The following is a 26,406-nucleotide window of genomic DNA, read 5'->3' as shown; positions in this document are numbered from 1 at the left end:
GCCCGCCGGGCCTACACCAGCGAGCCTTGGCCGCCCTGCCCTGGCGCATCTCCCCCGGCCAAACCCAGGTGGCGGTAGGCGGCCTGCGTGGCGATGCGGCCACGCGGCGTGCGCTGCAGAAAGCCTTGCTGGATCAGGTAAGGCTCGATCACATCCTCGATCGTGCCGGGCTCCTCGCCAATGCTCGCCGCGATATTGTCCAGCCCCACGGGCCCTCCGTCGAAGCGGTGAACCACCGCCTCCAGCAGCTTGCGGTCCATGATGTCGAAGCCCAGTGGGTCCACATCCAGCATGGCGAGCGCACGGTTGGCCATGTCCTGCGTGATGCGTCCATTGCCTTTGACATCGGCGTAATCGCGCACCCGGCGCAGCAGCCGGTTGGCAATGCGCGGGGTGCCGCGCGAGCGCCGCGCAATCTCCTGCCCGCCTTCATCGTCAATCGGCGTGTTCAGCAAGCCGGCACTGCGCATCACGATCTTTGTCAGCTCGGCCGTCGTGTAGAACTCCAGCCGGGCCACGATGCCAAAGCGGTCGCGCAGCGGATTGGTGAGCATGCCGGCGCGCGTGGTGGCCCCCACCAGGGTGAAAGGCTGCAGATCGAGCTTGATCGAGCGGGCCGCCGGGCCTTCGCCGATCATGATGTCGATCTGGTAATCCTCCAGCGCGGGGTAGAGAATTTCCTCCACCACTGGAGAGAGGCGGTGAATCTCGTCGATGAAGAGCACATCATTGCGCTCCAGATTGGTGAGCAGCGCCGCCAGGTCCTTGGGCTTTTCCAGCACCGGGCCGCTGGTCTGGCGCAGATTGACACCGAGTTCTGCCGCGATGATGTGCGACAGGGTGGTCTTTCCGAGACCGGGCGGACCAAACAGCAGCACATGGTCCAGCGCCTCGCTGCGCTTCTTGGCCGCACCGATGAAGATCTCCAGCTGCTCGCGTGCCTTGGCCTGGCCCACGTACTCGTCCAGCAGCTTGGGACGCAGCGCGCGCTCCAGCGCTTCTTCCTGTGATGAGGTCGGGCTCGCAGAGATCACCCGGCTGTCAGGCTGTTTGGTGAAAGAAGTGTCGAAAGAATCGGTGTGGATGGTCATGTGTCAGCAGCGTGCGCCGCGATCCGGTCACGGCGCAGCCCACACATAATAAGCCAGTCCGTCGTACAAAAGGTCCGGATTGCCCAGCCAGGCATCGCGCGCTGCAGGATCGAGCGCATAGTGGTGGGCACCGGTGCTGTACTGGTAGGAGCGGTAGACCGGCACCGCGCCATCGCCGCCCTGCTCGGGGACCCACCAGGCAATGCCATCTTCCTGCCATGACGGGTGGTATTGCCGCACGAACTGTCTCTCGGCCTCGCTGGTCGTGTAGAAATGGGCCACCACCTCGGGATTGAAATAGCGGTACACCGCCAGCATCCGGGGACGCTGCTGGGCAGATGCGTAGAACGCGATCCCCGTGTAGTGAAGTGCGTCCGGCAGCCCGGCAATCACCGCATCGCGCTCCTCGGCGGAGATCGTATAGAAATCCGCGCCAGACCTCGGAATATGGAAGCGGTAGACCGGCGCCGCCATGCTGCTGTCCAGCGCGGCAAAGGTGCCCAGCCATGGCGAGAAGCTGCCGACAACGGCCTGGTCCAGGCGACCGAACACCACGCCCTTGGCGGGGCACCAGTTGTCGCCCCCCGTCAAGGTGCCCACCACGCGGCCATCGACGAACAGGGCCGATCCACTGCTTCCCCCTTCTATGCCGCCGCTGTCCACGGCCACGCGGTAGAACCCGCCATCGCTCACCGCCTGCGGGGCGCAGCTGAGCGGCGGGCGCGCAGCGGTGTAGTCGATGTAGCAGGACGCCAACTCCTGAATCCGCCCTTTGGTAATCATCAGCAGATCGCCGTGCGGATGGTGGAGCCCTGCGGCTGCCGTGCCCAGGGGAACGGCAGACGCATCCCAGCCTGCGAACAAGGCCCCGGGGGGCGGGGCATCATTGAGCTGCAGCAACGTCATGTCGTTGGCAAAGCTGGTCGCCAGCCAGCGCGCGCCGCCATAGCGCTCGGTATAGCTGGTTGACGGATTCTCACTGTTGCAGGACTGCGAGTAATAGAACCACATGGTCTGCAGCGTGGACGCCATGGCTTGGTCCCTCGCACAGTGCGCTGCGGTCAGCACATAAGGCGTTTGGTCCTGCTTGAGGTTATTGACCAGGGTACCGGTGCACTGAAAGGTGTTGGTGCCGTTCACATACACCATGCGGATCACCGCGTCCCGCTGGTCCAGCAAGGTGGCCTGGCAATTCACATCCTGCTGGCAGCCATTGGAGAGCCGCTTGGCAGACTCCGCTTGCGGCAGGGGCGTGGGGGGCACCACCATCTGCGACACCCACGGAACCGCCAGCGCCAGCTGCTCGTCGGCCACCGTGGCCGGCAGCAGGATCTCCAGCACCGGCGTCGGCCCCAGATCCGGCGTCCACCAGGTGCGCGAGCCGGTGGCCGGATCGGGCGGCAGCCTCTCCAGCAGCGCTGCGCCGGTCACTTCATAGCTGGCCGCAGCCTGCACCGACGCATACATGCGGAAGACCGCCGCCTCGGGCAATGCGGTCAGCACCAGCCCCAGCCGCAGGCCGAATGCGCCATCGGGCGCCCACTGCAACGCTGCAGCCCGGCCGCCATTGGGCAGGCGATGCCATACCAGCAGATTGCGCGTTAGCCCGGGCGTCTGCAGGCTGGCAAGCGGCCGCCCCACGCCGATCTGGTCTGCACCAGCGGCCTCCCGAGGTTCGGCCTTGCCTGCCTGCCAGGGAGGCATCTCGACCAGGGTCACCTCGCGGGCGGTGAGGGTGGCAGCCTGTCTGGCCAGACTGGCGCCAATCTGCGGCTCCATGCGAAGCGCATCCACCTGCAAACCGGCCTGGGCCGACCAGGCCATGCCCAACAGCCACAACGCCGCAAGCGGCCCGCAGCGACGCAGGCTCGAAAACACTGTGCAAAAGGACATAGCGGACTCCTTTTCAGTGCTCGCAGCGACGCCAGCTCCACCCCTCCGCTATCGGAGCCAACCCGCCCATAGACCCCAATCTAGACACAAGTCAAGATAATGGCAAGCCCTCACTTTGAAACACAAGAAACAATGCGCCGCCCAGGCAAAGAAAAAGGGACCTGCGAGCAGGCCCCTTCAGACATCAATACCTTGCGGGTGACGGCGGCTCTCAGCCTGCCAGCCAGCTCCAGATCTTGCTGTTGAAGACCTTGTCGAAGCGGCCATAGTTGTCCGTGCCATTGAGTGCAGTGCACGCGCTGGAGCCGCCATACAGGGTGCCGATGACGCGGCCATCGCTGAACAGGCCCGAGCCACTGCTACCGCCTTGGGTCACCCCTTGGCTCCAGCGTACAGAGTAGAAATTGCTCTGTGTATCGCCTGCAGGGCACGACACGTTGATGCCACCAGTCGAGACGCAGTTCGTGTAGCCATTGATGGCGCCCACGCTGTACTTCAGCAGATCGCCCATGGGGTGGTGCAGGCCGTAGATGGCGGTGCCTTCCTTGGCGGTGTTGCGCGCATCCCAGCCCGCCAGCGTCACGCCAGCAGGTGGCGTGTCATTGAGCTTGAGGAAGGACGAATCCGTGCTGGCCGTGGCATACAGCAAGGTGGCGCCACCGTTGCGGCTGGCAAAGGTGCCCGGAATGCCCGAATTGCAGCTGCTCGAACGGTAGAACCAGCTGGTCTGCAGCGTTGATGCCGAGGTCTGCGTCGAGATGCAGTGGTTCGCCGTCAGGAAATACGGGGTGAAATCCTTCTTGGTGTTGTTGACCAGCGTGCCGGTGCACAGATATGAAATGCCATCGGCGGCGACGTAGACCATGCGCGCCACGGCATTGCGCTCCAGCTGGTAATTGCTGGTGCAGCTGGCATCCAGATTGCAGGCACCGGCTTGCTGCGCCTTGGTCACATCAGCCAGTTCCGCCTCGGTCGGCAGGGACAGGTTCTGGTAGATGTGCGAGACCGAAGGGATCGCGATGCGCACCGCCTCGGCAGCCGTGCCCGCAGGCAGCACGACTTCCAGCGTGGCATTGCCTGCGCCTACATCGGGGGTCCACCAGGTGCTTGCTGCCTGGCCGCCTTCGCCCGCCTTGCGGTTCTGCGCCAGCAATGCATTGACGGAGGCGCCGCTCACCTGCACCACGGCATCAGGGTGCTCGTCGCTGTAGATGCGCAGTTGCGCGGCATCGGGCAGGCTGTCGACCAGCACGCCCATGCGCAGGCCATACGCGCCTTCTGAAGCAATATGCACGGCAGCTGCGGTGCGCCCGTCCGGCAACGGCTGCCATTGCAGCGCCGCCTGGGTCTTGGCAACCGATGTGGTCTGCGCCACCGCGCGCGGCACGCCGATCTGCATGGCAGGCTGGCCCAGCCCCGCCTGCTCGGACTTGGTGGTGTCGAGCTGCGGCAGCGCGATGCGCGTGCTGCGCAGCGTCACGCCCAGGGGTTGCACCTGGGTTTCGGCCTGGGCCTGGGCCTTGGAGCCCGGCAGCACGATCGAATCCAGCACGAAGGCAGTGGGGCTGGTGGGTGTTGTCGGATTACCACCATTGTCGTCGTCGCTGGAGCCGCCGCCGCACCCTGCGACGGCCATCACTGCGGCAATGCCGCAGGCCCACGCCAGGCCACGCATTGCGTGCTTGGAATTGTTCATGGTCTTGCTACCTCTCGTTGTTGCCATATCAAAGGAAACCTGTGCCGAACCCGCAGGCCCGCGCGCCGCTGCCGCGGTCATTTTGCCAGCGCCTTGAGCGCCTGCTTGATACCCTCTGCCACGCCGATGTCGGCCGGCAACACCTTGAGCGCGGCTGCCGCATCCTTGTCACTGTAACCCAGCGCGATCAGCGCCTGCAGGATATCAGCCTGCGCGTCGTTCACCGCCACCGCCTTGGCGCCAATGTCTGCGCCCAGCTTGCCCTTGAGCTCCAGCAGCAGACGCTCGGCGGTCTTCTTGCCGATGCCCGGCACCTTCACCAGGCGCCCGGCCTCTTGCAGCGACACAGCCTGCGCGAGGTCATTCACCCCCAGGCCGCTCAGGATGGAGAGCGCCGTGCGCGGGCCCACGCCCGATATCTTGATCAGCTCGCGGAAAGTCTGGCGCTCCTGCGCCGTACCAAAGCCGTAGAGCAGCTGCGCATCCTCGCGCACGATGAACTGGGTCAGCAGCACCACCTTCTCGCCCACAGCAGGCAGGTTGTAGAAGGTGCTCATGGGCACCTGCACCTCGTAGCCCACGCCGTTGCAATCCACCATCACTTCGGGGGGGTTCTTTTCCACCAGGGTTCCGCTCAATCGGCCTATCATTCGTATCTTTCCTTGTTACGGCTCATGCAAACCAGGCTCCGGCAGGACGGCTGCCTGATGACAACGGACAATGCGCTGCGTGCATTCTGGTCTGCCTGAGTTGCGCCTGTTTTGTGCCAAGGCACAAGCATACTGATTTTTGGATGGAACCCACCGCGTGATCCTGCGCCACACCTTTACGCCCCACGACAACAACCGCCTGTCCAACCTGTGCGGCCCGGCCGACGCCCATCTGCGCCAGATCGAAACCCATCTGGCCGTGAAGATTGCGCACCGCCACGAGCAGTTCAAGATCGACGGCCCCAAGGCCGCTGCGAATGAAGCGCTGGAGCTGCTGCAGGCCTTGTACGAGATGGCGGATGGCCCGATCAGCGAAGACCATATCCAGCTGATGCTCGCGGGCGACGCCGAGCTGATGACCGCGCCCGAAGGCGCCATGGTGCTCAATACCCGCCGCGCCGACCTGCGCGCGCGCACCCCCAACCAGAATATCTACCTGGAAAACATCGCCGCGCACGACATCACCTTCGGCATCGGCCCTGCCGGCACCGGCAAAACCTACCTCGCCGTGGCCTGCGCGGTCGATGCGCTTGAGCGCAGCAACGTGCAGCGCATCGTGCTCACGCGCCCCGCTGTCGAGGCGGGCGAACGCCTGGGCTTTCTGCCCGGCGACCTGTCGCAGAAGGTCGATCCCTACCTGCGCCCGCTGTACGACGCCCTGTACGACCTGATGGGTTACGACAAGGTGCAAAAGGCCTTTGAGCGCAACGCCATCGAGATTGCGCCACTCGCCTTCATGCGCGGGCGCACCCTCAACAACTCCTTCATCATCCTGGACGAGGCGCAGAACACCACGCCCGAGCAGATGAAAATGTTCCTCACCCGCATCGGCTTTGGCGCCAAGGCCGTGGTGACGGGCGATGTGAGCCAGATCGACCTGCCCAAGGGCCAGATGAGCGGCCTGATCGATGCCGAACAAGTGCTCAAGCGCGTCAAAGGCATTGCGGTGACCCGCTTTACCAGCGCCGACGTGGTGCGCCACCCACTGGTGGCCCGCATCGTGGACGCCTACGACAAGCAAAGCCGCCCGGCGCGCGCGCACAGCCGCAGAGACTGAGAACTCACAAATCAATAGCTGGTAGCGCAGAACCCACCTGCGCCAGCCGCCAAAAACATTCAAAAACCATGGCATTGAACCAACTCACCCTCTCCCTGCAATTTGCCCGCTTTGACGGCGTGGCCGAGCACCGCGCCGCGCTGGGGCGCAGCCAGGTCACGCGCTGGATCCGCCACGCGCTGGCCGATGACGCCGAAATCACCGTGCGCATCGTGGATGCGGAAGAAGGCCAGGCACTCAACCGCGAATACCGCAAGAAGGACTACGCCACCAATGTGCTGACCTTCGACTACCAGCAGGAACCCATCGTGCTGGCCGACCTGGTGCTGTGCGCCCCGGTGGTCGCGCGCGAAGCCCAGGAGCAGAACAAGACGCTTGAGGAGCACTACGCCCACCTGCTGGTGCACGGCACCCTGCACGCCCAGGGCTGGGACCACGAAACCAGCGAGCAGGACGCCCAGGAGATGGAAGACTACGAAACCGCCATCATGCAGGAGCTGGGGTTTGAAGACCCCTACAAGAAATAAAAATAGAAAATAGAAAAATCTGGCCTACAGCACATGCCTGTCAAGCGCATCAACTCCTGATTCTGTAGCAAAAACAGGCCTGTGCCTTGCAGCATTCAGCCCGGGTACCAGTAAGCAGTAATGACTTTTGCGCGACCAATCCAATGGTTGCAACGCAGCATTCGCACCTAGAATCCTCCTAAAACAGCCTGCACCCTCCGCCGTCGTTCCGCAAGACGGCGCTGGGAAGCGGCCCGCTGCGCACGGCAGGTGCCTGCCAGGCACGTGGCACAAGGCCCCTGCGCAGCCTCTACAACAGGAGACTCCCCCATGGCCGATATCGCAATCCTGCTGGCCGCCGCCTTTGTGGCTGGCGCGCTCAATGCCGTCGCCGGTGGCGGCAGCTTTCTCACCTTGCCGGCACTCGTGTTCACCGGCGTGCCCCCTGTGGTGGCCAATGCCACCGGCACGGTTGCACTGCTGCCGGGCTATGCGGCAGGTGCCTGGGGCTTCAAGGATGACATGGCATCGCCGCCCGGCCTGTCCATGAAGGCCGTGGTCGTACTGGCGCTGGTGGGGGGAGCGCTGGGCGCGGCGCTGCTGTTGTTCACCCCCGACGCCACCTTCCGCAAGATCGTGCCCTGGCTGCTGCTGGCTGCCACGGCCATGTTCGCCTTTGGCCCGCAGCTGCGCGCCTGGGCTTCGCGCCGCAATGGCGGAGGCGCGGGTACGCCGTCGGCGATGAAGGCCGGGCTGGGCATGCTGGCTGTCTCCATCTACGGGGGCTACTTCAATGGCGGCCTGGGCATTCTGCTGCTGGCCTTGCTCGGCCTGCTGGGCCAGACCAACCTGCATGCCATGAACGGCACCAAGAATCTGGTCTCCGCCCTCCTGACCGCCATTGCCGTCGCCATCTATGCCGCAGGCGGCGTGGTGCAGTGGAAGCAGGCGCTGATCATGATGGTGGCGGCCACCCTGGGCGGTTACCTGGGCGCGCGCGTGGCACGCAAGATTCCGCCCTCATGGCTGCGGGGCGGCATCGTGGCCACCGGCCTCGTCATGGCTGCGCTTTTTTTCTGACAGCGGCGTCCGCCGCCACTTCATAGGCAGGCGAAGGCTCGGCGGCCATCACCTCTGCATTGCCGTGCACCTTGGCGAACGTGAGAATCACCTCGCGCACCACCTTGCGCTGCGGCGGTGGCAACTGCAGGAATGCATCAAAAGCCTCGCGCTCCAGATAGCCAACGCCCACATCCCAGCGCTGCCGGTATTCCTGCGCCGAGCGGCGTACCTCTTCCCCAAAACGCAACACTTCCGGCTCGATCTTGAGCAGGCTCGCCAACACCACCAGCTTGTCCTGCGCGGGGATTGATTCGCCCTTGAGCCACCGCGACACCGCCTGAAACGTGACGGAGCGGCCCCAGTAGTGGGTGTTGAACAAGGTCAACAGCACACCGGGCCTCGGCTCCAACCCTGCCGCCTGCATGGCATCGCGCAGCCGTTGGGCAAATTCAAGCTTGTTATCCATCCCCTGAAATTAAAGTTCTGTAGAATTCAGATTCAACTTCTTGTTAATAAATATATTGAATTATCACTTTAATCGATAGATCGCGTGCTCTCGGTCATTCGAATCCCCACTCGGATGCAAGCAAGGTGCCGCCCAGTCCCCATGCCCCAGTCACTCATCGAACAGCTTCCGAACATCATCGCCCAGGGACGCAGGCAAGCGCAGCGCATCCTTGAAAGCCTGGACACCTGTGAGCGCGTTCGCCTCCAGACGCGCGAAGTGGTGCTGCCAGATGGCAAAGGCGCCTGCGCGGACGCCCGCCCACCCAGCCCGCGATGGATGAACCGCCTGATCCATGGCGACAACCTGCTGGCCATGGCGGCGCTGCTCGCAGGCGACGAGGAGACACCCAGCCTGCGCGGCAAGGTCGACCTGATCTACACCGACCCGCCTTTTGACAGCAAGGCCGACTACCGCACCAGGGCCACCTTGCCCGGCATTGAACAGGAACACCGCCCCACCGTCATCGAGCAACTGGCCTTCTCGGACACCTGGAGCGAAGGCACGGCCGCCTACCTTGCCATGATCACGCCGCGCTTGATTCTGATGCGCGAGTTGCTGGCCGACACCGGCTCGATCTACGTGCACCTGGACTGGCATGTGGGGCACTACGTCAAGATCGTGATGGACGAAGTCTTTGGCAAGGACGCCTTCCTCAATGAAAACATCTGGCACCGCGCGGCCACCGTCGGGAGAATGGGGCCAGAGCACCAGCGCAAGTTCGACAGCGTCACCGACGGCATCTACCTGTACAGCAAGAGCGGTCGCCACACCTTCAACCAGCTGCGGCGGGCGCTGAACAGCCAGCAGGAGGCCGCCTACAACAAGGTGGAAGCGGCCACCGGCCGCAGATTCAAGCTGGTGACACTGGGCAACTACTGCGAGGCAACCATCCAAAGCATGCATGCGCAAGGCCTGATCCATGAAACACCGTCAGGCAGCCGGTACAAGAAGTACTACCTGGACGAAGCCAGCGAGGTGATTGGCAACCTCTGGACGGACATCAGCACCTCCACCGCCTCGCGCGCGAGCGAAAGCGTTCACTACGCCACCCAGAAACCCGCCAAACTGCTGGAGCGGATCATCCAGGCCTCCTCTGCCGAAGGCGCCCTCGTCCTTGACGGATTCGGCGGCTCGGGCACCACCGCCGCCGTCGCGCAAAAGCTGGGGCGCCGTTGGATCAGCATTGATATCGGCAAGCCCGCGTGCATGGTCACCCGCAAGCGCCTGATGTGCCAGGGTGCTGAACCATTTGCCTGCCAGACCATCGCCAGCTACCCGGAGGAAGCCGCCCGGGCCCATTTTGGCAAGCGCGATTTCTGCGTGGACGAACTCTCGCAGATGGTGCTGTCGCTGTATGGCGCGACCCCGTTGCCGCCGGGCCTGCACCCGCAGTACCCGCTGGGGCAGGTCGCGCGCCGCGTCACTTCGGGCGCGCAAGGTGGCAAAACCTTGGTGCTGGCCGACAGCCCCGACAGGACAACCTGCGCTGCCACATTGCACATGGCCCAGTTCTTGCGAGATCACCTGCCCGGCAGTTGGAACCGATGGGGCCGCTGGGACCGGGTGGTGGTGCTGGGCTGGAATTTCGAGCCCTCAATCAGCCAGACGATCACCGCGCTCCATGACAGCCGTCTCGAAGTGCTGGCCATTCCGCCCGATCTGCTCGACTGCCTACACAGGAAGGGCGGCGTAGACAGGTTGCGCGGCCAAGTGCGGTTCTCGTCACTGGCACACCTGACATTGCACCCCGTGCAATGCCAGCCGCAGGGCGTGCACGACATTCTGTCCGTGCGCCTGAAAGACTATGCACTGCTCTCGCCAGACGCCATCCCCCTGCAAGGCACCAACCGCGCCAAGCTCCAGGCCGTGGCCCGTGCCGAGCCGTTGGCCTTGATCGAGTATTGGGCCGTCGACCCCAGCTATGACGGACGGGTCTTCCGGCCCGCCTGGCACGACTACCGGGGCAATACCGCCCATGTGGCCCGCATTGCCAACGGCAGTGATGCGCTGCGCGTGAGCGCACAAGCCATATTGACCGTACCTGCACATGCCCCGCCGCGCGTGGTATGTGTGCGAGCGGTGGACGTCTTGGGATTCGAAGCAGAAGTCATCACCATCCTGGGCGCGCCGCACTGAGCCTTGCACGGCTGCTGCAATGCAGCAACCTCCGCTACTGCGCTGAGGGCGCCTGCTCTTTTGCAACAGGCCCGCGCACCACATCGATGAACGCCTGCAGCGGCGCCGATACCGCCTGCGGATGCCACACAAAGGCCCCTGCCGTATGCGCGGCCAGGCTGTTGCTGCTTTGCAGCGGCACAAAACGCACGCCAGCCATGCCCGCGCGCTGCAGGCACGAAGGCACCAGCGCCACGCCCTGGCCGATGGCCACCAGGGCAATTACCGTGAGCCACTGGCGCACCGCATGGCTGGTGCGGGGATGAATGCCTGCGTTGTGCAGGCAGGCGATGACATTGTCGTAGTTGGCAGGGCTGACCTCGCGCACAAACATCACAAAGCGCTCATGCGCGAGGCTGCGCAGGTCAATGCTGGCCTGCTGCGCCTGGGGGTGCGCCTCGGGCAGGCAGCACACCAGGGTGTCGGGGGCGAGAGGCCACAGCGCCAGCCCCGGCGCGGGCGTGATGATGTTGACGAAGCCACCCTGCAGCTGGCCGCGCGCAATGGCTGCCTGCTGCTCGGTGGTGGACATTTCGTGCAAGGTGATGTCGATATCGGGGCGCTGGGCGCCAAAGGTCTGCATCACGCGCGGCAGGTCGCGGTAAATCATCGAGCCGGTCACGCCGATGGCCAGCTGCCCCTGCTTGCCCTGCGCCACATTGCGCGCCACATCGGCGGCGCGCTGTATCTGCCCCAGCACCAGGCGCGCCTCGATCAGGAAAGCCGCCCCCGCATCGGTCAGCCGCACCTGCTTGGCGTCGCGCTCCAGCAGGCGCACGCCCAGGTCTTCCTCCAGCGATTTGATGGCGACCGACAGCGGCGGCTGTGTGATGGCCAGGCGCTCGGCGGCGCGGCCAAAATGCAGCTCTTCGGCCAGCACCACAAAGTAACGCAGCAGATGGGTTTTCATCTGCGTATCATGCCCCAGCCTGTGCTGCCCCGCCGGTTTTCGCCGGGTTGAAGGCCCTGCGGCGCGCGAATGCATCGTGACCGCCTCGCCCGGCGTACCCGTCATTGATCCATCAATACGACTTGGGCAGGCCCAGCACCTTCTCGGCAATGAAGCACAGGATGAGCTGCGGGCTCACTGGCGCGAGGCGCGGAATCCAGCTCTCGCGCATGTAGCGCTCCACATGGAATTCCTTGGCGTAGCCCATGCCGCCGTGCGTGAAGATCGCCGTCTCGCAGGCACGAAAACCCGCCTCTGCCCCCAAGTACTTGGCCGCATTGGCCTCGGCGCCGCAAGGCTTGTGCTGGTCGTACAGCCAGGCGGCCTTCATGGCGAGCAAGAAGGCGGCTTCCAGCTCGATCCAGCGCTCGGCCAGCGGGTGCTGAATGCCCTGGTTCTTGCCGATGGGGCGGTTGAACACCTCGCGCTCACCGGCGTACTTGGCAGCGCGCGAGAGCGCAGCGCGGCCCAGGCCGATGGCTTCGCAGGCAATCAGGATGCGCTCGGGGTTCATGCCGTGCAGGATGTACTCAAAGCCTCGGCCCTCCTCTCCAATGCGGTCTTCCACCGGAATGCGCAGGCCGTCGATGAAGAGCTGGTTCGTGTCCACGCACTTGCGGCCCATTTTGGGAATCTCGTGCACTTCGATCTTGCTGCGGTCAAAGTCGGTGTAGAACAGCGACAGGCCTTCGGTGCCCTTGCATTCCTCCACCGGCTTGGTGCGCGCCAGCAGCAAGATCTTGCTCGCCTCCTGCGCAGTGGAGATGAACACCTTCTGGCCGTGCACCAGGTAGTGATCGCCTTCGCTGTCCGTGCCGCGCACGGCGCGGGTCTTGAGCTTGAGCGTGTTGAGGCCGGTGTTCGGCTCGGTCACGCCAAAGCAGGCCTTGTCCTTGCCCGCGATCAGCGGCGGCAGCATGCGCGCCTTCTGCTCCTGCGTGCCGTACACCACAACCGGGTGCAGGCCAAAAATGTTCATGTGCACAGCAGAGGCTCCCGAGAGGCCCGCGCCCGTGGCAGAGATGGTGTGCATCATCAGCGCCGCCTCAGTGATGCCCAAACCCGCGCCGCCAAACTCCTCGGGCATGGCAATGCCCAGCCAGCCCGCATCGGCCAGCGCACGGTAGAAGGCCTCGGGAAACTCGCCGTCGTCATCGCGCGCATGCCAGTAATCGGCATCAAACGGTGCGCAGACTTTTTCGATGGCATCGACGATCTGCTGCTGCTCTTCGGTCAGTGCGAAATCCATGGTGTGTTCCTCAATATCAGTGGCCGGAGCCTTCCGGGCGACGGACGCGCGCCGGGTTTTCGCCATAGGGTGGGCTGTAGATCACCAGCAGCTTCGCGGGCGTGTCGCTGGTGGTCTGGAAGATGTGCATGGCGTCTGCCGGAAAAAAGCAGGTATCGCCCGGCACCATCTCGAACGATTCGCCCTCGACCTCGACATGCGCCGTACCCTCGAGCAGGTAGCAGGCCTGCTCCATGCCCGGGTGGGCATGCGGCAGCGCACCGCCCCCCTTGGCGATTTCGCCCAGCACCACCTCCATGTGCTGCGCGCCCACATTGGCGCTGCTGACGAGGCGGCGGTTGAAGGTGCCGGTGTGGTTGGCCGGGCTGTACGCCGGCACATCGGCGGCGCGGATCAGGTATTTGGAAACCATGGTGAGGACAACCGAATTACTACAAAATCAATAGCTAATGGCGCCTGATGGGAAAGCGCCAAGGGCTGTTTTCATTCAAAATTCACTGTGCAGGAATGTCTGCCTGCTTGACCAGCTTGCCCCAGTACTGCAACTGGTCGGCCACATAGGTGGCGAACTCCTGCGGCGTCTTGGTGGGCCAGACCTCGAAGCCGATCACCGCCAGCTGCTTCTGCACCTCGGGGTCGGCCAGCACGGCCTGCAGCTCGGTGTTGATCTTGTTCACCACGGCGGGCGGCGTGCCCGCAGGCGCAAAGATGCCGTTCCACGAAGTGATGTCAAAACCCGGCAATGTTTTGCCGACGGGTGGCACGCCCGGCAACTGCGACGAGCCCTTGGCCGCCGTCACGCCCAGCGCGCGCACCTTGCCCGCCTTGAGCATGCTGCCGCCCGAGCCCAGATCCACCACATACATCTGCACCTGGTTGCCCATCAGGTCAGTCAGCGCCTGCGGGCTTGATTTGTATGGCACGCCCACGATGTCGGTCTTGGTCAGAAAGCGCAGCGTCTCGGACGCCACGAGCGAGGTGCTGTTGGGCGTGGCGTACGAAATCTTGCCCGGATGGGCCTTGGCGTAGTCGATCAGCTCCTGCACCGACTTGATGGGCGAATCCACATTCACCGCCAGCGCGAACGGCAGCTCGCCCACACGGGCGATGGGCGTGAAGTCCTTGATCGGGTCGTACTTGAGGTTCTTGACCAGCCAGGGATTGGCCGAATGCGAGGTGTTGGTGGTCATGAACAGGGTCTGCCCATCCGGCTTGGCCTTGAGCACCGCCGCCACGGCAATCTGCGCATTCGCGCCCGCGCGGTTGTCCACAATCACCGGCTGCCCCAGCCGCTCGCCGAGCTTCTGCCCCACGGCGCGCGCCACCGCGTCGGTGCCGCTGCCTGCCGCGAACGGCACGATCATCGTGATCGGAGCACTCGGGTAGCTCCCCTGGGCGCGGCTCACCGGCGCAGCCATAGCCGCAGCCAGCGCGGCGGCTGCCCATACCATTGTCTGGCGTCGTTGCATCGTGTTGTCTCCTGTGCAGTTGTGCTTGAGCCTCTGTGGGCTTTATCGATGGTGCAAGGTTTGACGATTCGCGTCCAATGTTTTGTACGGATGGTCTGATTCACAAATCGAATGATTGGCTGGGTGTGCCACCAGCAACAAAAAGCGCCCTCGTGGGGCGCTGCTGCATTCGGGTAGCCAGCCAGTCAGGCCGTGGCACGGCGCACAAAGCGCCCGCCGCGCTGGGGCAAGGCCCCATCTTGCTCGGTATAGCTGAGTACCCCGTTGACCCACACGGCCTCCACCCCCGCGCTCAGTTGCTTGGGGTCTTCAAACGTGGCGCGGTCCTGGATGCGCGCCGGGTCGAACACCACCACATCGGCCGCCTTGCCAGCGGCCAGCACGCCGCGCCCGGCCAGGCGAAAGCGCTGGGCCGACAGCCCCGTCATCTTGTGGATGGCCTGCGCCAGGCTCAGCACGCCCTTGTCGCGCCAGTACATGGCCAGCACGCGTGGGAACGCCCCCCACAGGCGCGGGTGCGGGCGCTCGTCGTTGGGCAGGCCGTCCGAGCCGATCATCGACAGCGGGTGGGTGATGACGCGCTGCACGTCGTCTTCGCGCATCTGGAAATAGCAGGCGTTGCCGGGCTTGAGCTGCACGCAGGTGTCGTACTCGCTCTGCCCCCACGCTGCCGCAATATCGCGCAGGTAGCGGCCCGCCACCTCGGGGTGGGTTTCGCTGCGGGTGATGAGGATATCGATCACGCCATCCACCAGGTCTTCGCGCAGCACGGTGGAGCCCGCCGTGTATGGGTACACGTCCATCGACAGCTCCTGCTGCTGGGCCAGCTTTTCGGCCAGCGGCAAGGTTTGCAGCGTGCGGCCCCAGTTGGCCGAGCCCGCGCACTTGTGGTGCGACAGCACCAGGGGCAGCCCCGATTGCTGGGCCGTGCCTGCCGCCTCCAGCATGGCCTCCAGAATGCCTTCCAGCTCATCGCGGATGTGCGTGGCGTACACGCCGCCGTGGCGGGCCGCCTCGGTCGCCACAGCCACCAGCTCCTGCATGTCGGCTGCATAGGCTTCGCGGTAGAAAATGCCGCTCGACAGGCCCAGGGCCCCCGCCTCCATGGCTTCGCGCATGTCGGCCGCCATTGCTGCGCGCTCGGCCTCGTTGGCGGGCCGGTTCAGATCAGCCATGTGCTTGATGCGCAGCGCCGTGTGGCCCAGCAAAGCCGCAATATTGATGGCAGGCTGCGCTGCATCCACAGCCGCTGCATAGTCCTTCATGGTGGAAAAGCGGAACTGCCGGTCGCCCAGCAGCGACAGCGGCGCCATCGGCGCATCGGTCACCACCGGCGCCAGCGAAATGCCGCAGTTGCCGGCAATCACCGTCGTCACCCCTTGCGAGAGCTTGGGCAGCATGCCCGGGTTGTTCAGCGCGGCAGCGTCGTCGTGGGTGTGCACATCGATGAAGCCCGGGGCAATCACCTTGCCGCTGCAGTCAATGGTCTGCGGGTCCTGCTGCTGCCAGGCCGCCACAGCCTCGGCCAAGGCCGCATCGGCCGGCGCATCTTTCGCAAGCACGCCCACAATGCGATCGCCTTGCAACCATACGTCGCCCACAAATTCGGCGCTGCCGGTGCCATCTACCACCAGGCCATTCTTCAACCACACTTTGCGATCCATGCTCTGCTTTCCAAAAGCTCTCTTCAATCCTGCTTGCGGCCCTGGCCGCCGTCCTTTCGGGCGCTGGCGCTTTTCTTGCGCGGCATGGGTGCGGGCTCTGCGCCCAGCGCTGCGCTACGGCGCTGCTGCGCGGGCTGCTGAAAACCCATGTATTCGTAGCTGTCGAAACCATGGGTTTCGAGCAGCCGCTTGTACTGCTGCATGCCGGTGATGACGCGCGGACCCAGAATCTGCGCCAGCCGCACCATCAGAATCTCGATCACCACCAGGTGCGCCAGATAGGCCTCGGTGCCCACGCGCATCACCGCATCCTGCGGCACGGTGACGGCCAGCACATGGTCGGCCAGCTCGGCCAGCGGCGTGCCCGGCTGGGTCAGCGCCACCACCGTGGCGCCCTGCTGGCGGGCAAACTGCGCGGCCTCCAGCGTGAAAGGCATGCGCCCCACGTGCGAGATGACAAAGGCCACGCCCTTCTTGCCCAGCGTCGATGCCGACACCAGCTGCTGGTGCGCATCAAAGATCGCGTTCGATGTCAGCCCCAGGCGGAACAGGCGGCTTTGCAGCTCCTGCGCCATGAAGGACGATGCGGCGCCTACCGAATAGCAGTCGATGCGCGTGGCCGCTGCCATCTTGGCCGCCACCTCGTCGATCAACGCGGCATCGAGCTTTTGCCCCAGGTTGGCAATCGCACCCGCTGCGGCATGCACGATCTTGCTGACCACATCGCCCGTGGAGTCGTCCTCGCGCACACTGCGGTGCAGGTGCGAACCCGACACTGCCAGCGTCTGCGCCAGCGCCACCATGAACTCGCGCACCGAGTCATAGCCAAAGCGGCGGCACATGCGCACGATGGTGGGCATGGACACATGGGCCTGTGCAGCCAGCTGCTCCACCGTGGCGAGCACGGCAGCGCCCGGGTCTTGCAGGATGACATCAATCACCTGGCGCTGCGCCAGCGGCAACGCGGACTGCTGCTGCAGCAGCACCTGCAGGGTGAGAACGGGACGATTCATCACCATGTCAACCATCCATGGCGTAGCGCATGAGACGGGCATGGCCCATGCGCGGGCAGCCGAGCAAGGGCCGGGGCCGGCCGCGCCGCGCCACAGCGAGGGCTGCGTCCCCCTTCCCATGCGCAGCATGAGAGAAGGGGGAAGGCGCACAGCGCCTCAGGGGGTTGTATTCTGCACATTCAGAACCTTGTTTCGATGGCATCCACCAGGTTCCAGGCGTCGTCCACCACGGCAATCCAGCGCCATTTGTCAAATGTGGTGCAAGGGTGCGAGATGCCCAGCGACACGCGATCGCCCACGGCGGGCGCGCCCTGTGCGGGATCGAACCGCAGGTAGGCGTGCTGGTCGTTGAGCGCGCTGATCTTCCAGCCGGCAGGCGCGGCCTGCGCCGTGGTGCTACCGCGCACGGCAAGGCGCTGCACCGAAGGCATCTCCAGGTCATATGAGATATCGCGGCGGCCGCAGGTCAGCAGCGCCAGGCCCGGCTCGGGCACGGACTGCACCACCGACCAGACCTCCAGCGCCGCCTGCAGCGAATCCTGCAGGCCCTCGCGCTGCTCCACCAGCTTGAGCAAGCGCTGGTAGTTGCCATGGTCGTGGGTGATGTAGCAGCCCGAGCGCAGCACGCCCATGAAGCTGCGCGACAGGCCCGCGCCCTGCAGCAGCGGCACCACCAGGTCGAAAATGGCTGAGCCGCCCGCGCTCAGGATGGGCTGCGCATCGGGCAGCAGGCCCTGCGCATCGCAGGCCTTGGCAATATCCACCACGCGGCGCACCATCTCGGCCACCGCTGGCACATCATGCGCAGAATTGCATTGGGCCAGCCCCCCCTCGTAGCATTCGATACCGCCCAGGCGCGCCACAGGCGATGCATGCACGGCCTGCGCCAGCGCCACGGCTTCCTCCAGCGTGCGCACGCCAGTGCGCTGGCCAGGAATGCCCACTTCGATCAGCACATCGAAGGCGCGCTGGCTGCCACGGGCCTTGGCCCAGTCTTCAATGCAGCGCAGCTGCGCAATCGAATCGACGAGAAACCACACCCGCAGATCGCTGTGCCGCGCCAGCAGGGCATCGAGCCCATCCAGATCGGCAGGCGCCACCACCTGGTTGGCGATGATGGCACGGCGCATGCCCGCCTCCACCCCGACCGACAACTGGTAGATCGTGGCAAAGGTCAGGCCCCAGGCGCCGCCCTTGAGCTGCATGTCAAACAGCTGGGGCGACATGGTGGTCTTGCCGTGCGGCGCAAACTGGATGTTGCGGCGCGCGGCGTAATCCTGCATCCAGCGCGCGTTGTGCTCCAGCGCGGACCGGCGAATGACGGCCAGCGGGTACGGCAGGTCATCGCGCAGCACATTCCAGCCGCGCGCGGCCAGTTGCGAGGCCTGCGTGGGCGCGGCGGTCAGTGGATAGCTCTTGCAGCGGTGGTCCACAACAAAATCGGGTTGCATCTCAAACTCCTCAGTCTTGTACTTTCCAGCAGGCCTGCAGATGGCCCGTATGGCTGCCGCCCACGGCACGCAGCTGCATATCGGCCTGCGCACATTGGCTCTCCGCCTGCGGGCAGCGGGTACGGAACACGCAGCCACTGGGCGGATTCTTGGGGCTGGGCAGGTCGCCGGACAGCAGCGGAATCGTGCGGCGTTGCGCCGGATCGGGAATCGGCGCAGCCGCCAGCAGCGCCTGTGTATACGGATGGCGTGGCCGGGCGTACAGGGTCTCGGTGGGAGCAACCTCCACCACGCGGCCCAGGTACAGCACCACCACGCGATCACACAGGTATTCCACCACATCCAGATCGTGGGAAATGAACAACAAGGTCAGCCCCAAACGGTCTTTCAGATCGCCCAGCAGGTTGACCACCTGTGCCTGGATCGACACATCGAGCGCCGACAGCGGCTCGTCCGCCACGATGAAGCGCGGCTGCACGGCCAGCGCGCGGGCAATACCGATGCGCTGGCGCTGCCCGCCCGAAAACTCGTGCGGAAAGCGCTCGGCATGCTCGGGCCGCAGGCCCACCTGCTCCAGCAGCTCTTCGATGCGCTTTTGCCGTGCCGCGCCGGTCGCCATGCCGTGGGTGGACAAGGCCTCGCCCAGCACATCGCGGATGCGCATGCGCGGGTTCAGGCTGGCATACGGGTCCTGAAAAATGATCTGGATATCGGAGCGCAGGGGCCGCAGCTCGCGCTGGCTCAGATGCGCCAGATCCACCACCTTGCCGTCCTTGCGGTATTGCAGGCTGCCGGCGGTGGGCTCGATCAGGCGCGTGAGCAGACGGCCAATCGTGCTCTTGCCCGAGCCCGACTCGCCCACCAGGCCGAGTGTTTCGCCTGGAAAGATGTCGAACGAGACGTTGTCGACCGCGCGCACCGGGTGCGCGCCAGAGCCAAATTGCTTGCTCAGCTGCTGGATGCGGACCAGCGGTTGCGCGGCGGCGGCTTCGGGCGCGCTGCCAGCGGCGCGGTCCAGGGTATCGGTCATGCTCATGCGCTTTCTCCCGCGCGGATGCAGCGCACCTGGCGCGCGGGCCAGCTGTCTGCGTTCAATACATCCAGGCCCGGCATGGCGGCTTCGCAAGCGGGCAGCTTCAGGCTGCAACGTGGTGCAAAGGCGCAACCGGGAGGTGGGCTCAGCAGGCTGGAGACCTGGCCGGGAATGGCGTCAAGCCTGCGCTTGGGCACGAAGGCGGGCTTGCCGCCTGCGCGCATGGCAGAGGCGGCAGCCTCCAGCTCGCGCTTGCGCGCCATGCCCGGCAGGCAGCCCAGCAGGCCCTGGGTGTAGGGGTGCTTGGGCGCGGCAAACAGATCGTGCACGCTGGCGGTCTCGACAATGCGGCCGGCATACATCACCGCAATCGCATCGGCGTACTGCGCCACCACGCCCAGGTTGTGGGTCACAAACAGAATGCTCATGCCCGTCTCTTTCTGCAACCGCCCCATCAGCGCCAGAATCTGGGCCTGGATCGTCACATCCAGCGCCGTGGTGGGCTCGTCGGCGATCAGCAAGGTCGGGTTGCAGGCCATGGCCAGCGCAATCATCACCCGCTGGCGCATGCCGCCCGAGAGCTGGTGCGGATACTCATGCACGCGCTGTGCCGCAGCCGGAATCTCGACCAGCTCCAGCATGCGCTGCGCGTGCTTCAGGGCCCCGGCCTTGTCCAGCCCCATGTGCAGGCGCACCGATTCGGCGATCTGCTCGCCCACGGTGAGCACCGGGTTCAGGCTGGTCATTGGCTCCTGAAAGACCATGGCCATTTCATTGCCGCGCAGTGCGCGCAGGGCGGCATGGTCCAGCCGGAGCAGGTCGACCGTGCGGCCATCGCGCAGCACAAAGTGCGCCTCGCCCTGCACCTGTGCGTGCGAGGTCTTGGCGTGCAGGCCCATCAGCGACAGGCTGGTGACGGATTTGCCCGAGCCCGACTCGCCCACCAGGGCCAGCGTCTGGCCCGGCATGATACGAAAGCTCACGTCCGAGACGCTTTGCACCCGCCCGCCATCGGTGGCGAACGAGGTCGACAGCGAGCGCACATCGAGCCGTGGCGTGGCCGTGGCGGGTGGCTGAGCGCTGGCTGCGTGGGCTGCAACAGCAGCAGTTTGCGTGGCGGTGCTCATCATGATTTCTTCTTCAGCTTGGGGTCGAGCAGGTCGCGCACGCCGTCGCCCAGCAACTGCAGCGACAGGGCGGTGAGCACAATGGCGATGCCAGGGGTCAGGATCGTCCAGAACGCCTTGTCGGCGTATTCCAGGCTGCCGGCGATCATGGTGCCCCAGGTGGGAATCTCGGGCGGCACGCCCACGCCCAGGAACGACAGGCCCGCTTCGGCGAGGATGGCGTAGGCAAAGATGAAGGTGACCTGCACCAGCACCGGCGAGAGCAGGTTGGGCAGAATGTGGCGCCACAGGATCATCGGCGTGCTCACCCCCAGCGCCTTGGCCGCATCGACAAACAGCAGCTCGCGCAGCACCAGGGTCGATGCGCGCACCACGCGCGCCACCCGGGGCGTATAGACGATGGTGAGCGCGAGGATCACGTTCCACAGCGAAGCGCCCAGGATGGATACGAGCGCAATGCCCAGCAGAATGTCGGGGAAGGCCATCATTGCGTCCACCAGGCGCATCAGCGGCGCGTCAAGCCTGCGAAAGTAGCCTGCCAGCATGCCGATGAGGGTGCCCAGCACCACGGCGCCCAGCGCGGTGAAGAAGCCGATCATCAGCGAATAGCGCGCGCCGAAGATGATGCGCACCATCACGTCGCGGCCCAGCTCGTCGTTGCCCGCCCAGTGCGCCCACGACGGTGCATGCAGGCGCATGCTGATGTTCATGTCATTGGGGTCGGCATCGGTCAGCAGCGGGTAGCACACGGCAGTCGCCACGATCAGGAGCAGCACGATGGCGCTGGCCAGCACGATCTTGCGGGCAAACAGGCGCTTCAAGGTTTTCACCCATGCAGCGCTCGCCCAGCCTGCGCCAGCAGCTACGGAAACAGGAGTCGATGCGGAGGAAGTAGGTGCGTTCATCACTTGCTCTCCAGGCGGATGCGCGGATCGACCACGGTGTACAGCAGGTCGATGGCCAGGTTGATGAACACGTAGATGGCAGCGATCACCAGCAAAGTGCCCTGGATGACCGGGTAATCGCGCCGCAGCACGGCGCGCACCACCAGGTTGCCCACGCCTGGCAGGTTGAACACGGTCTCGGTCACCACGGTGCCGCCGATCATCAGCGCGAGCGTGAGGCCCAGCACGGTGACGATGGGCACCAGCGCATTGCGCAGCACATGCTTGCACAGCACCACGCCCTCGGCCAGACCCTTGGCGCGGGCGGTGCGTACGTAGTCTTCACCCAGAATGTCGAGCACCGAAGCACGGGTGAAGCGGATGATCAGCGCCGAATTGAGCACGCCCAGCACCAGCGCGGGCAGCAGCAGGTGCTGCAGGCGCTGGGCCAGCGTCGAATCCGGGTCGCCATAGCCCGACGCCGGAAACCAGCCCAGGTGCACGGCAAAGATCTGGATCAGGATGAGCCCGAACCAGAAGCTGGGAATGCTGGCGCCCAGCATGGCCACGGTGCTGACGATCTGGTCTGCCCAGCTGCCGCGCCACACGGCCGCAGCCATGCCGCAGGGCACGCCGATCAGCGCTGCAATCGATACCGCAAACAGCGCGAGGAACAAGGTGGGCTCGGCACGTTCGAGCAGCGCATGGGTGACCGGCATCTGCAGAAACAGCGACTGCCCCAGATTGCCTTGCAGCACCTGGCCGATCCACAGCACGAACTGGGTGGTGAGCGGCTTGTCCAGCCCGTACTGCACGCGGGCGGCAGCAATATCAGCAGCAGTGGCCTGGTCGCCCAGCAGCAGTGCCACCGGGTCACCCGACGCAAGGCGCGTGAGCAGAAACACCAGCACGGCGACGATGGCGAGCACCACCAGCGCGCCGCCCAGGCGCTTGAGTAAGAAATGCAGCATGGAAAACCTCGGAGCCTCTGGGCGCGCTGTTTACTTGGCGAGCGACGTGTTCCAGAAGAACGGCCACGGCATGGCGGTATAGCCTTGCAGCTTGGACGAGCGCGCCGACAGCGCGTTGAACTTGCCCACTTCCACAAACGGCACTTCGTCGTAGATCAGGCCCTGCACCTTGCCCCACAGCGGTCCGCGCTTGGCCACATCAGGCTCGCTGTTGAACGCGGTGAGCGCCGCCTTCTTGGTGTCGGTTTCCCACCAGCCGGGGGCGCCGCTGCCCATTTGAGGGGGCGAGAGCATGGGCTCGGGGAACAGGCCCGAGTGCGTCACATACACATCCCACAGCTTGGCGTCGTTGCGGCGCTGCACCAGCGTTGCCCAGTCCACCACCTGCAGATCGGTCTTGAAGCCTGCGCGCTTGAGGTGCTCGGCCATCACCAGCGCCATGTTGTAGTGGAACTCGTACTGGCGGCTGGCCATGATGCGGATCGGCTCGGCCTTGTAGCCCGCCTTGGCGGCCTGGTCCTTGGCCACTTGTGGATTCTTCTGGTTGTACTGCTTGGCACCGGCGTCCGAATAGTACGGTGTGCCCTTGGGGAAGAAATTGGGCTCGGCGGTGAAGAAGCGCTTGTCGCCAAAACCGGCCTGCAGCATCTCGGCCGGGCCCATGGCCGTCTGCACCGCCTGGCGCAGCTCCTTCTTGGCGAGCACGCCTTCCTTGGTGTTGAAGACGATGTAGGGGAAACCGAAATTCTGCGTCACGATGGGTACCACGTTCGGCGCGCCCTTCTCGATGCGCCCCATCGACTCGACCTGCAGCAGGTCGGAGTACTGGAACTGGCCCGACAGCACGCCCTCCACCCGCGTAGTGGCGTTGGGCACGGGCACAAAGCGCAGTTCATCAAGCAGTGCCTCGCGCTTGCCCGCGTAACCGCTTGCCGGCTCGCTGCGGGCTGCATATTTGTCAAAGCGCGCCAGCACGGTGAACTGGTCTGGCTTGCGCTCCTTGAGCTTGTAGGGGCCCGTGCCGATGAAATCCTTGAGCACCGGCGCAATCGCCTCCTTGGGCATGATGCCTGCCATGCCGCTGGGCATGGCCAGGTGCGCCAGCAGCGGCGCATACACGGCCTTGAGCTTGATCTCGACCGTAGTGGCATTCTTGGCCGTCATGCTGGCAATTTCCTGCGCCACGGCCTTGCCGCGCGCCGACACATCCATCCAGCGCTGCAGCGATGCCACCACGTCATCGGCCGTCATGTCCTTGTCGTTGTGGAACTTGACGCCCTTGCGCAGGGCAATGGTGTAGGTGAGGCCATCGGCCGAGATGGTGGGCATGCCTTCAGCCAGCATCGGCTTGATGTTCCACTGCGCATCAAAGGTGTAGAGCGGCTCGAACACGTGCTGCATGATGGTGCCCACCAGATCGGTGGAGCTGACCATCGGGTCGAGGCTCTGCGGCTCACCAATCATCGCCAGGTTGGCAGCACCGCCTTTGGCGCCCGCCTGCGCCCAGGCGCTGCCCGCCGGCAGGCTGGCGCAACCTGCCGCCACCAGGGCGGCAGCCAACAGTTGGCGACGTGATGTCCGGGGAAGCAGTGCGAAGGCGTTCATGGTGCGGGCTTTCATCAAGGGCGTTTAATAAGGAAAATTCTTTACATCACAACCCCTAAAAACCGGCTTTTCGTCAAAACATTGACAGTTTTTGGTGTTGTTGATGTAATATCTTTACACAAAGGAGATGAAACCATGCCAGTAGTTACCCTAGGCCAATCCCCCGTCGCGTCCGACCGTCTGGCGCGCCCGCTCTCGCCCGCCGTGCGCGCTGGCGACTTTGTTTTCGTATCGGGCACCGTGCCGACCGATGACCAGGGCCAGGTCGTGCAAGGCGGCATCGAAGCGCAGACGCGCCAGGTCTTCAAGCGCCTGGAAGAAGCGCTGGCACTGGCTGGCTGCACGCTGCAGGATGTCGCCAAGGTCAATGTCTGGCTTGACGATCCGCGCGATTTCGGCAGCTTCAACCGCGTGTACATGGAATGCTTTGGCGAGCACCGCCCCGCGCGCTCCACGGTCGAATCGCGCCTGATGATCGACGCCAAGGTCGAGATCGATGTAACGGCGTACAAGCCGCTGTGATGTGCCACGGGCAACGCGGCCCACGAGCGCTGTAAGGGTCTTACACGCGACGCCGCTTTGCAGCACCCACTTCTACAATCCGCACCAGCGCCTGCACCGCACGCTGGTGCGTTGTTTTTTCTGAGCTCGCTCCATGCCTCGTCCACCCACCTTCACCGCCCGCACGCCGGGCGACAACCGCCCGCGCCTCATTGCCATCGACTGGGGAACCACCTCGCTGCGCGGCGTGCTCATCGATGCGCAGGGCCACATTGCACAGCAAAGGGCCTTGCCGCAAGGCATTTTGCAGGTAGAGCCCGGCGGCTTTGCCGCGGCCTTTGACAGGCACTTTGGCGACTGGCTTGCGCTGCAGCCCGATATGTGCATGCTCTCGGGCATGGTCGGCAGCCGCCAGGGCTGGCAGGAAGCCGCCTATTGCCCCTGCCCCGCAGACTTTGGCGCGCTGTGCAGCCAGCTGCTGTGGCTGGAAGTTGCACATGGCATTCCCACTGCCATCGTGCCGGGCATGAGCGTGGTGCCGCAGGCCGGGGTGGATGCAGCGCATGGCGTGCCCGATGTGATGCGTGGTGAAGAGATTCAGGTGATTGGCGCGCTGCAGCTGATGGGGCAGGACAGCGGCCTGCTGGTGCTGCCCGGCACACACAGCAAATGGGTGCAGGCGCAGGGGCGCAGCATCACCGGTTTCAAGACCTTCATGACCGGCGAGCTGTTTGCCGTGCTGGCGCAGCACTCCATTCTGGGCAAGACGCTGGATGGCAGTGCACCGCTGGACGAAAGCGCGTTTGCACAGGGCCTGGAGCGTGCACGCAGCAGCGACGCGCTCAGCCACCTGCTGTTTGGCACGCGCGCCCTCAGCCTGTTTGGGGCGCTGAGCCCCGCGCAATCGGCCAGCTACCTGTCGGGTCTGTTGATCGGCCAGGAAATGGCCACCATGCAGCCTGCCGCCGGTACGCGCGTTGCGCTGATCGGATCTTCTGCACTCGTGCAGCGCTACACGCTGGCATTGCGCCACGCGGGCTGCGAGGGCGTGGCCTTTGGCGATGAAGCCACCTGGGCCGGCCACCAGGCCATCTACCAATATCTGACAGGTACGCCATCATGAATCTGCTCACCCGTTTTCAGACCCTGCAGGCGCAACTGCCGCTGATCGCCATTCTGCGTGGCTTGCAGCCTGCCGAGGCGGTAGAAATCGGCGCCGCGCTGCACAGCGCAGGCTTTGGCCTGTGGGAGGTGCCGCTGAACTCGCCCGATCCGCTTCGCAGCATTGCCGCCATGCGCGCCGCCTATCCCGATGTGCTGGTGGGCGCAGGCACGGTACTGACGGCGCAGCAGGTGCGCGATGTGCATGCTGCAGGCGGCCAACTCATCATCTCGCCCAATTGCAACCCGGCGGTGATCGATGAATCGGTCAAGCTCGGCCTCATCAGCCTGCCCGGGGTGCTGACGCCCACCGAGGCGTTCACGGCGCTGGCGCATGGCGCGCATGGCCTGAAGATCTTCCCTGCCGAGCTGGCTTCGCCCGCTGTGGTCAAAGCCCTGCTGGCCGTGCTGCCACAAGGCACCGGCATCTACCCCGTGGGCGGCATCTCGCCCGACAACATGGCGCCGTGGCTGCAGGCCGGTGCAGCTGGTTTTGGCATCGGCTCATCGCTGTTCAAGCCCGGCAAGACGGCCGCGCAGGTGGCCGCCGATGCGCAGGCGTTTGCCAGCAACTACCGGGCTCTGCACAAGGCCTGAGCCTTCGCTTTCCAATAAAAAGGCCCGGTGCGCT

Annotated in this window: 24 protein-coding genes; 7 read left to right on the top strand and 17 right to left on the bottom strand. The window is 64.9% G+C overall.

The window, feature by feature from the left end; translation table 11 throughout:
* Positions 1-11: 11 nt before the first annotated feature.
* From ruvB to ruvA, 4 genes are all read right to left on the bottom strand, one after another.
* Positions 12-1,091: a Holliday junction branch migration DNA helicase RuvB gene (ruvB, locus tag ABIE32_RS02965; RefSeq protein ID WP_224153131.1), complete on the bottom strand. Its 1,080-nt coding sequence runs from the start codon at positions 1,089-1,091 to the stop codon at positions 12-14.
* 27 nt (positions 1,092-1,118) lie between these two features.
* Positions 1,119-2,984, bottom strand: coding sequence for a trypsin-like peptidase domain-containing protein (locus ABIE32_RS02960; RefSeq protein ID WP_429013791.1), 1,866 nt, complete (start codon positions 2,982-2,984; stop codon positions 1,119-1,121).
* Between the two features lie 211 nt (positions 2,985-3,195).
* A complete protein-coding gene (locus tag ABIE32_RS02955; RefSeq protein WP_429013788.1) occupies positions 3,196-4,680 on the bottom strand; it encodes a trypsin-like serine peptidase in 1,485 nt (494 codons plus the stop codon).
* A 77-nt stretch (positions 4,681-4,757) separates the two neighbouring features.
* Positions 4,758-5,330: a Holliday junction branch migration protein RuvA gene (ruvA, locus tag ABIE32_RS02950; RefSeq protein ID WP_377779603.1), complete on the bottom strand. Its 573-nt coding sequence runs from the start codon at positions 5,328-5,330 to the stop codon at positions 4,758-4,760.
* 157 nt (positions 5,331-5,487) lie between these two features.
* Between ruvA and ABIE32_RS02945 the strand changes: the two genes are divergently transcribed.
* The 3 genes from ABIE32_RS02945 to ABIE32_RS02935 all read left to right on the top strand — a co-directional run bounded on the left by ABIE32_RS02945 (position 5,488) and on the right by ABIE32_RS02935 (position 8,033).
* A complete protein-coding gene (locus tag ABIE32_RS02945; RefSeq protein WP_224153201.1) occupies positions 5,488-6,447 on the top strand; it encodes a PhoH family protein in 960 nt (319 codons plus the stop codon).
* A 68-nt stretch (positions 6,448-6,515) separates the two neighbouring features.
* The gene (ybeY, locus tag ABIE32_RS02940; RefSeq protein WP_224153127.1) at positions 6,516-6,974 is read left to right on the top strand and encodes an rRNA maturation RNase YbeY; all 459 of its coding nucleotides are present in this window, start codon (positions 6,516-6,518) and stop codon (positions 6,972-6,974) included.
* A 309-nt stretch (positions 6,975-7,283) separates the two neighbouring features.
* On the top strand, positions 7,284-8,033 hold the full coding sequence (locus ABIE32_RS02935; protein ID WP_429013784.1) for a sulfite exporter TauE/SafE family protein: 750 nt from the start codon (positions 7,284-7,286) through the stop codon (positions 8,031-8,033).
* Here ABIE32_RS02935 and ABIE32_RS02930 read toward each other — a convergent pair.
* A complete protein-coding gene (locus ABIE32_RS02930) occupies positions 8,011-8,481 on the bottom strand; it encodes a transcriptional regulator (protein ID WP_224153125.1) in 471 nt (156 codons plus the stop codon). The genes ABIE32_RS02935 and ABIE32_RS02930 overlap by 23 nt on opposite strands.
* 141 nt (positions 8,482-8,622) lie before the next feature.
* Between ABIE32_RS02930 and ABIE32_RS02925 the strand changes: the two genes are divergently transcribed.
* A complete protein-coding gene (locus tag ABIE32_RS02925; protein WP_429013780.1) occupies positions 8,623-10,659 on the top strand; it encodes a site-specific DNA-methyltransferase in 2,037 nt (678 codons plus the stop codon).
* Between the two features lie 34 nt (positions 10,660-10,693).
* On the opposite strand, the gene ABIE32_RS02920 is transcribed toward ABIE32_RS02925, so the two are convergent.
* The 12 genes from ABIE32_RS02920 to ABIE32_RS02865 form a co-directional block, all read right to left on the bottom strand.
* On the bottom strand, positions 10,694-11,608 hold the full coding sequence (locus tag ABIE32_RS02920; RefSeq protein WP_429013777.1) for a LysR family transcriptional regulator: 915 nt from the start codon (positions 11,606-11,608) through the stop codon (positions 10,694-10,696).
* 112 nt (positions 11,609-11,720) lie between these two features.
* A complete protein-coding gene (locus tag ABIE32_RS02915; protein ID WP_224153122.1) occupies positions 11,721-12,896 on the bottom strand; it encodes an acyl-CoA dehydrogenase family protein in 1,176 nt (391 codons plus the stop codon).
* A 16-nt stretch (positions 12,897-12,912) separates the two neighbouring features.
* A complete protein-coding gene (locus ABIE32_RS02910; protein ID WP_224153121.1) occupies positions 12,913-13,308 on the bottom strand; it encodes a cupin domain-containing protein in 396 nt (131 codons plus the stop codon).
* Positions 13,309-13,390: 82 nt separating this feature from the next.
* A complete protein-coding gene (locus tag ABIE32_RS02905; protein ID WP_429013774.1) occupies positions 13,391-14,365 on the bottom strand; it encodes a Bug family tripartite tricarboxylate transporter substrate binding protein in 975 nt (324 codons plus the stop codon).
* 185 nt (positions 14,366-14,550) lie between these two features.
* The gene (locus tag ABIE32_RS02900) at positions 14,551-16,029 is read right to left on the bottom strand and encodes an N-acyl-D-amino-acid deacylase family protein (RefSeq protein ID WP_429013771.1); all 1,479 of its coding nucleotides are present in this window, start codon (positions 16,027-16,029) and stop codon (positions 14,551-14,553) included.
* 23 nt (positions 16,030-16,052) lie between these two features.
* Positions 16,053-17,042, bottom strand: a complete 990-nt coding sequence (locus tag ABIE32_RS02895) for a MurR/RpiR family transcriptional regulator (RefSeq protein ID WP_429013768.1) — start codon at positions 17,040-17,042, stop codon at positions 16,053-16,055.
* Positions 17,043-17,221: 179 nt separating this feature from the next.
* A complete protein-coding gene (locus ABIE32_RS02890; RefSeq protein WP_429013766.1) occupies positions 17,222-18,493 on the bottom strand; it encodes an amino acid deaminase in 1,272 nt (423 codons plus the stop codon).
* Between the two features lie 10 nt (positions 18,494-18,503).
* A complete protein-coding gene (locus ABIE32_RS02885) occupies positions 18,504-19,523 on the bottom strand; it encodes an ABC transporter ATP-binding protein (RefSeq protein ID WP_429014242.1) in 1,020 nt (339 codons plus the stop codon).
* 2 nt (positions 19,524-19,525) lie between these two features.
* Positions 19,526-20,653 carry an ABC transporter ATP-binding protein gene (locus ABIE32_RS02880; protein ID WP_429013763.1) on the bottom strand — a complete coding sequence of 376 codons (1,128 nt, stop codon included), beginning with the start codon at positions 20,651-20,653 and terminating at the stop codon, positions 19,526-19,528.
* A complete protein-coding gene (locus ABIE32_RS02875) occupies positions 20,653-21,558 on the bottom strand; it encodes an ABC transporter permease (RefSeq protein WP_429013761.1) in 906 nt (301 codons plus the stop codon). The genes ABIE32_RS02880 and ABIE32_RS02875 overlap by 1 nt, the downstream gene beginning before the upstream one ends.
* Positions 21,558-22,508: an ABC transporter permease gene (locus ABIE32_RS02870; RefSeq protein WP_224153115.1), complete on the bottom strand. Its 951-nt coding sequence runs from the start codon at positions 22,506-22,508 to the stop codon at positions 21,558-21,560. Before ABIE32_RS02870 ends, ABIE32_RS02875 begins: the two co-directional genes overlap by 1 nt.
* A 30-nt stretch (positions 22,509-22,538) precedes the next feature.
* Positions 22,539-24,113, bottom strand: a complete 1,575-nt coding sequence (locus tag ABIE32_RS02865) for an ABC transporter substrate-binding protein (protein WP_429013758.1) — start codon at positions 24,111-24,113, stop codon at positions 22,539-22,541.
* A gap of 135 nt (positions 24,114-24,248) precedes the next feature.
* On the opposite strand from ABIE32_RS02865, the gene ABIE32_RS02860 reads away from it, so the two are divergent.
* The 3 genes from ABIE32_RS02860 (at position 24,249) to ABIE32_RS02850 (ending at position 26,372) form a co-directional block, all read left to right on the top strand.
* Positions 24,249-24,635, top strand: coding sequence for a RidA family protein (locus tag ABIE32_RS02860; protein WP_184708833.1), 387 nt, complete (start codon positions 24,249-24,251; stop codon positions 24,633-24,635).
* 133 nt (positions 24,636-24,768) lie between these two features.
* Positions 24,769-25,737: a 2-dehydro-3-deoxygalactonokinase gene (locus ABIE32_RS02855; RefSeq protein WP_429013755.1), complete on the top strand. Its 969-nt coding sequence runs from the start codon at positions 24,769-24,771 to the stop codon at positions 25,735-25,737.
* The gene (locus ABIE32_RS02850; protein WP_429013752.1) at positions 25,734-26,372 is read left to right on the top strand and encodes a 2-dehydro-3-deoxy-6-phosphogalactonate aldolase; all 639 of its coding nucleotides are present in this window, start codon (positions 25,734-25,736) and stop codon (positions 26,370-26,372) included. The genes ABIE32_RS02855 and ABIE32_RS02850 overlap by 4 nt, the downstream gene beginning before the upstream one ends.
* The last annotated feature ends 34 nt before the right edge of the window (positions 26,373-26,406 follow it).

Source organism: Comamonas sp. 4034 (assembly GCF_050434545.1).
GTDB lineage: Bacteria > Pseudomonadota > Gammaproteobacteria > Burkholderiales > Burkholderiaceae_C > Comamonas > Comamonas odontotermitis.
Note: the sequence above shows the minus strand (reverse complement) of the source record. Positions and strands in the feature narration are given on the sequence as shown.

What these genes read in the sequence shown, in the direction of transcription:
- ruvB (WP_224153131.1), bottom strand. Translation starts at nt 1,091, where the DNA reads ATGACCATCCACACCGATTCTTTCGACACTTCTTTCACCAAACAGCCT.
- ABIE32_RS02960 (WP_429013791.1), bottom strand. Translation starts at nt 2,984, where the DNA reads ATGTCCTTTTGCACAGTGTTTTCGAGCCTGCGTCGCTGCGGGCCGCTT.
- ABIE32_RS02955 (WP_429013788.1), bottom strand. Translation starts at nt 4,680, where the DNA reads ATGAACAATTCCAAGCACGCAATGCGTGGCCTGGCGTGGGCCTGCGGC.
- ruvA (WP_377779603.1), bottom strand. Translation starts at nt 5,330, where the DNA reads ATGATAGGCCGATTGAGCGGAACCCTGGTGGAAAAGAACCCCCCCGAA.
- ybeY (WP_224153127.1), top strand. Translation starts at nt 6,516, where the DNA reads ATGGCATTGAACCAACTCACCCTCTCCCTGCAATTTGCCCGCTTTGAC.
- ABIE32_RS02935 (WP_429013784.1), top strand. Translation starts at nt 7,284, where the DNA reads ATGGCCGATATCGCAATCCTGCTGGCCGCCGCCTTTGTGGCTGGCGCG.
- ABIE32_RS02930 (WP_224153125.1), bottom strand. Translation starts at nt 8,481, where the DNA reads ATGGATAACAAGCTTGAATTTGCCCAACGGCTGCGCGATGCCATGCAG.
- ABIE32_RS02925 (WP_429013780.1), top strand. Translation starts at nt 8,623, where the DNA reads ATGCCCCAGTCACTCATCGAACAGCTTCCGAACATCATCGCCCAGGGA.
- ABIE32_RS02920 (WP_429013777.1), bottom strand. Translation starts at nt 11,608, where the DNA reads ATGAAAACCCATCTGCTGCGTTACTTTGTGGTGCTGGCCGAAGAGCTG.
- ABIE32_RS02915 (WP_224153122.1), bottom strand. Translation starts at nt 12,896, where the DNA reads ATGGATTTCGCACTGACCGAAGAGCAGCAGCAGATCGTCGATGCCATC.
- ABIE32_RS02910 (WP_224153121.1), bottom strand. Translation starts at nt 13,308, where the DNA reads ATGGTTTCCAAATACCTGATCCGCGCCGCCGATGTGCCGGCGTACAGC.
- ABIE32_RS02905 (WP_429013774.1), bottom strand. Translation starts at nt 14,365, where the DNA reads ATGCAACGACGCCAGACAATGGTATGGGCAGCCGCCGCGCTGGCTGCG.
- ABIE32_RS02900 (WP_429013771.1), bottom strand. Translation starts at nt 16,029, where the DNA reads ATGGATCGCAAAGTGTGGTTGAAGAATGGCCTGGTGGTAGATGGCACC.
- ABIE32_RS02895 (WP_429013768.1), bottom strand. Translation starts at nt 17,042, where the DNA reads ATGAATCGTCCCGTTCTCACCCTGCAGGTGCTGCTGCAGCAGCAGTCC.
- ABIE32_RS02890 (WP_429013766.1), bottom strand. Translation starts at nt 18,493, where the DNA reads ATGCAACCCGATTTTGTTGTGGACCACCGCTGCAAGAGCTATCCACTG.
- ABIE32_RS02885 (WP_429014242.1), bottom strand. Translation starts at nt 19,523, where the DNA reads ATGACCGATACCCTGGACCGCGCCGCTGGCAGCGCGCCCGAAGCCGCC.
- ABIE32_RS02880 (WP_429013763.1), bottom strand. Translation starts at nt 20,653, where the DNA reads ATGAGCACCGCCACGCAAACTGCTGCTGTTGCAGCCCACGCAGCCAGC.
- ABIE32_RS02875 (WP_429013761.1), bottom strand. Translation starts at nt 21,558, where the DNA reads ATGAACGCACCTACTTCCTCCGCATCGACTCCTGTTTCCGTAGCTGCT.
- ABIE32_RS02870 (WP_224153115.1), bottom strand. Translation starts at nt 22,508, where the DNA reads ATGCTGCATTTCTTACTCAAGCGCCTGGGCGGCGCGCTGGTGGTGCTC.
- ABIE32_RS02865 (WP_429013758.1), bottom strand. Translation starts at nt 24,113, where the DNA reads ATGAACGCCTTCGCACTGCTTCCCCGGACATCACGTCGCCAACTGTTG.
- ABIE32_RS02860 (WP_184708833.1), top strand. Translation starts at nt 24,249, where the DNA reads ATGCCAGTAGTTACCCTAGGCCAATCCCCCGTCGCGTCCGACCGTCTG.
- ABIE32_RS02855 (WP_429013755.1), top strand. Translation starts at nt 24,769, where the DNA reads ATGCCTCGTCCACCCACCTTCACCGCCCGCACGCCGGGCGACAACCGC.
- ABIE32_RS02850 (WP_429013752.1), top strand. Translation starts at nt 25,734, where the DNA reads ATGAATCTGCTCACCCGTTTTCAGACCCTGCAGGCGCAACTGCCGCTG.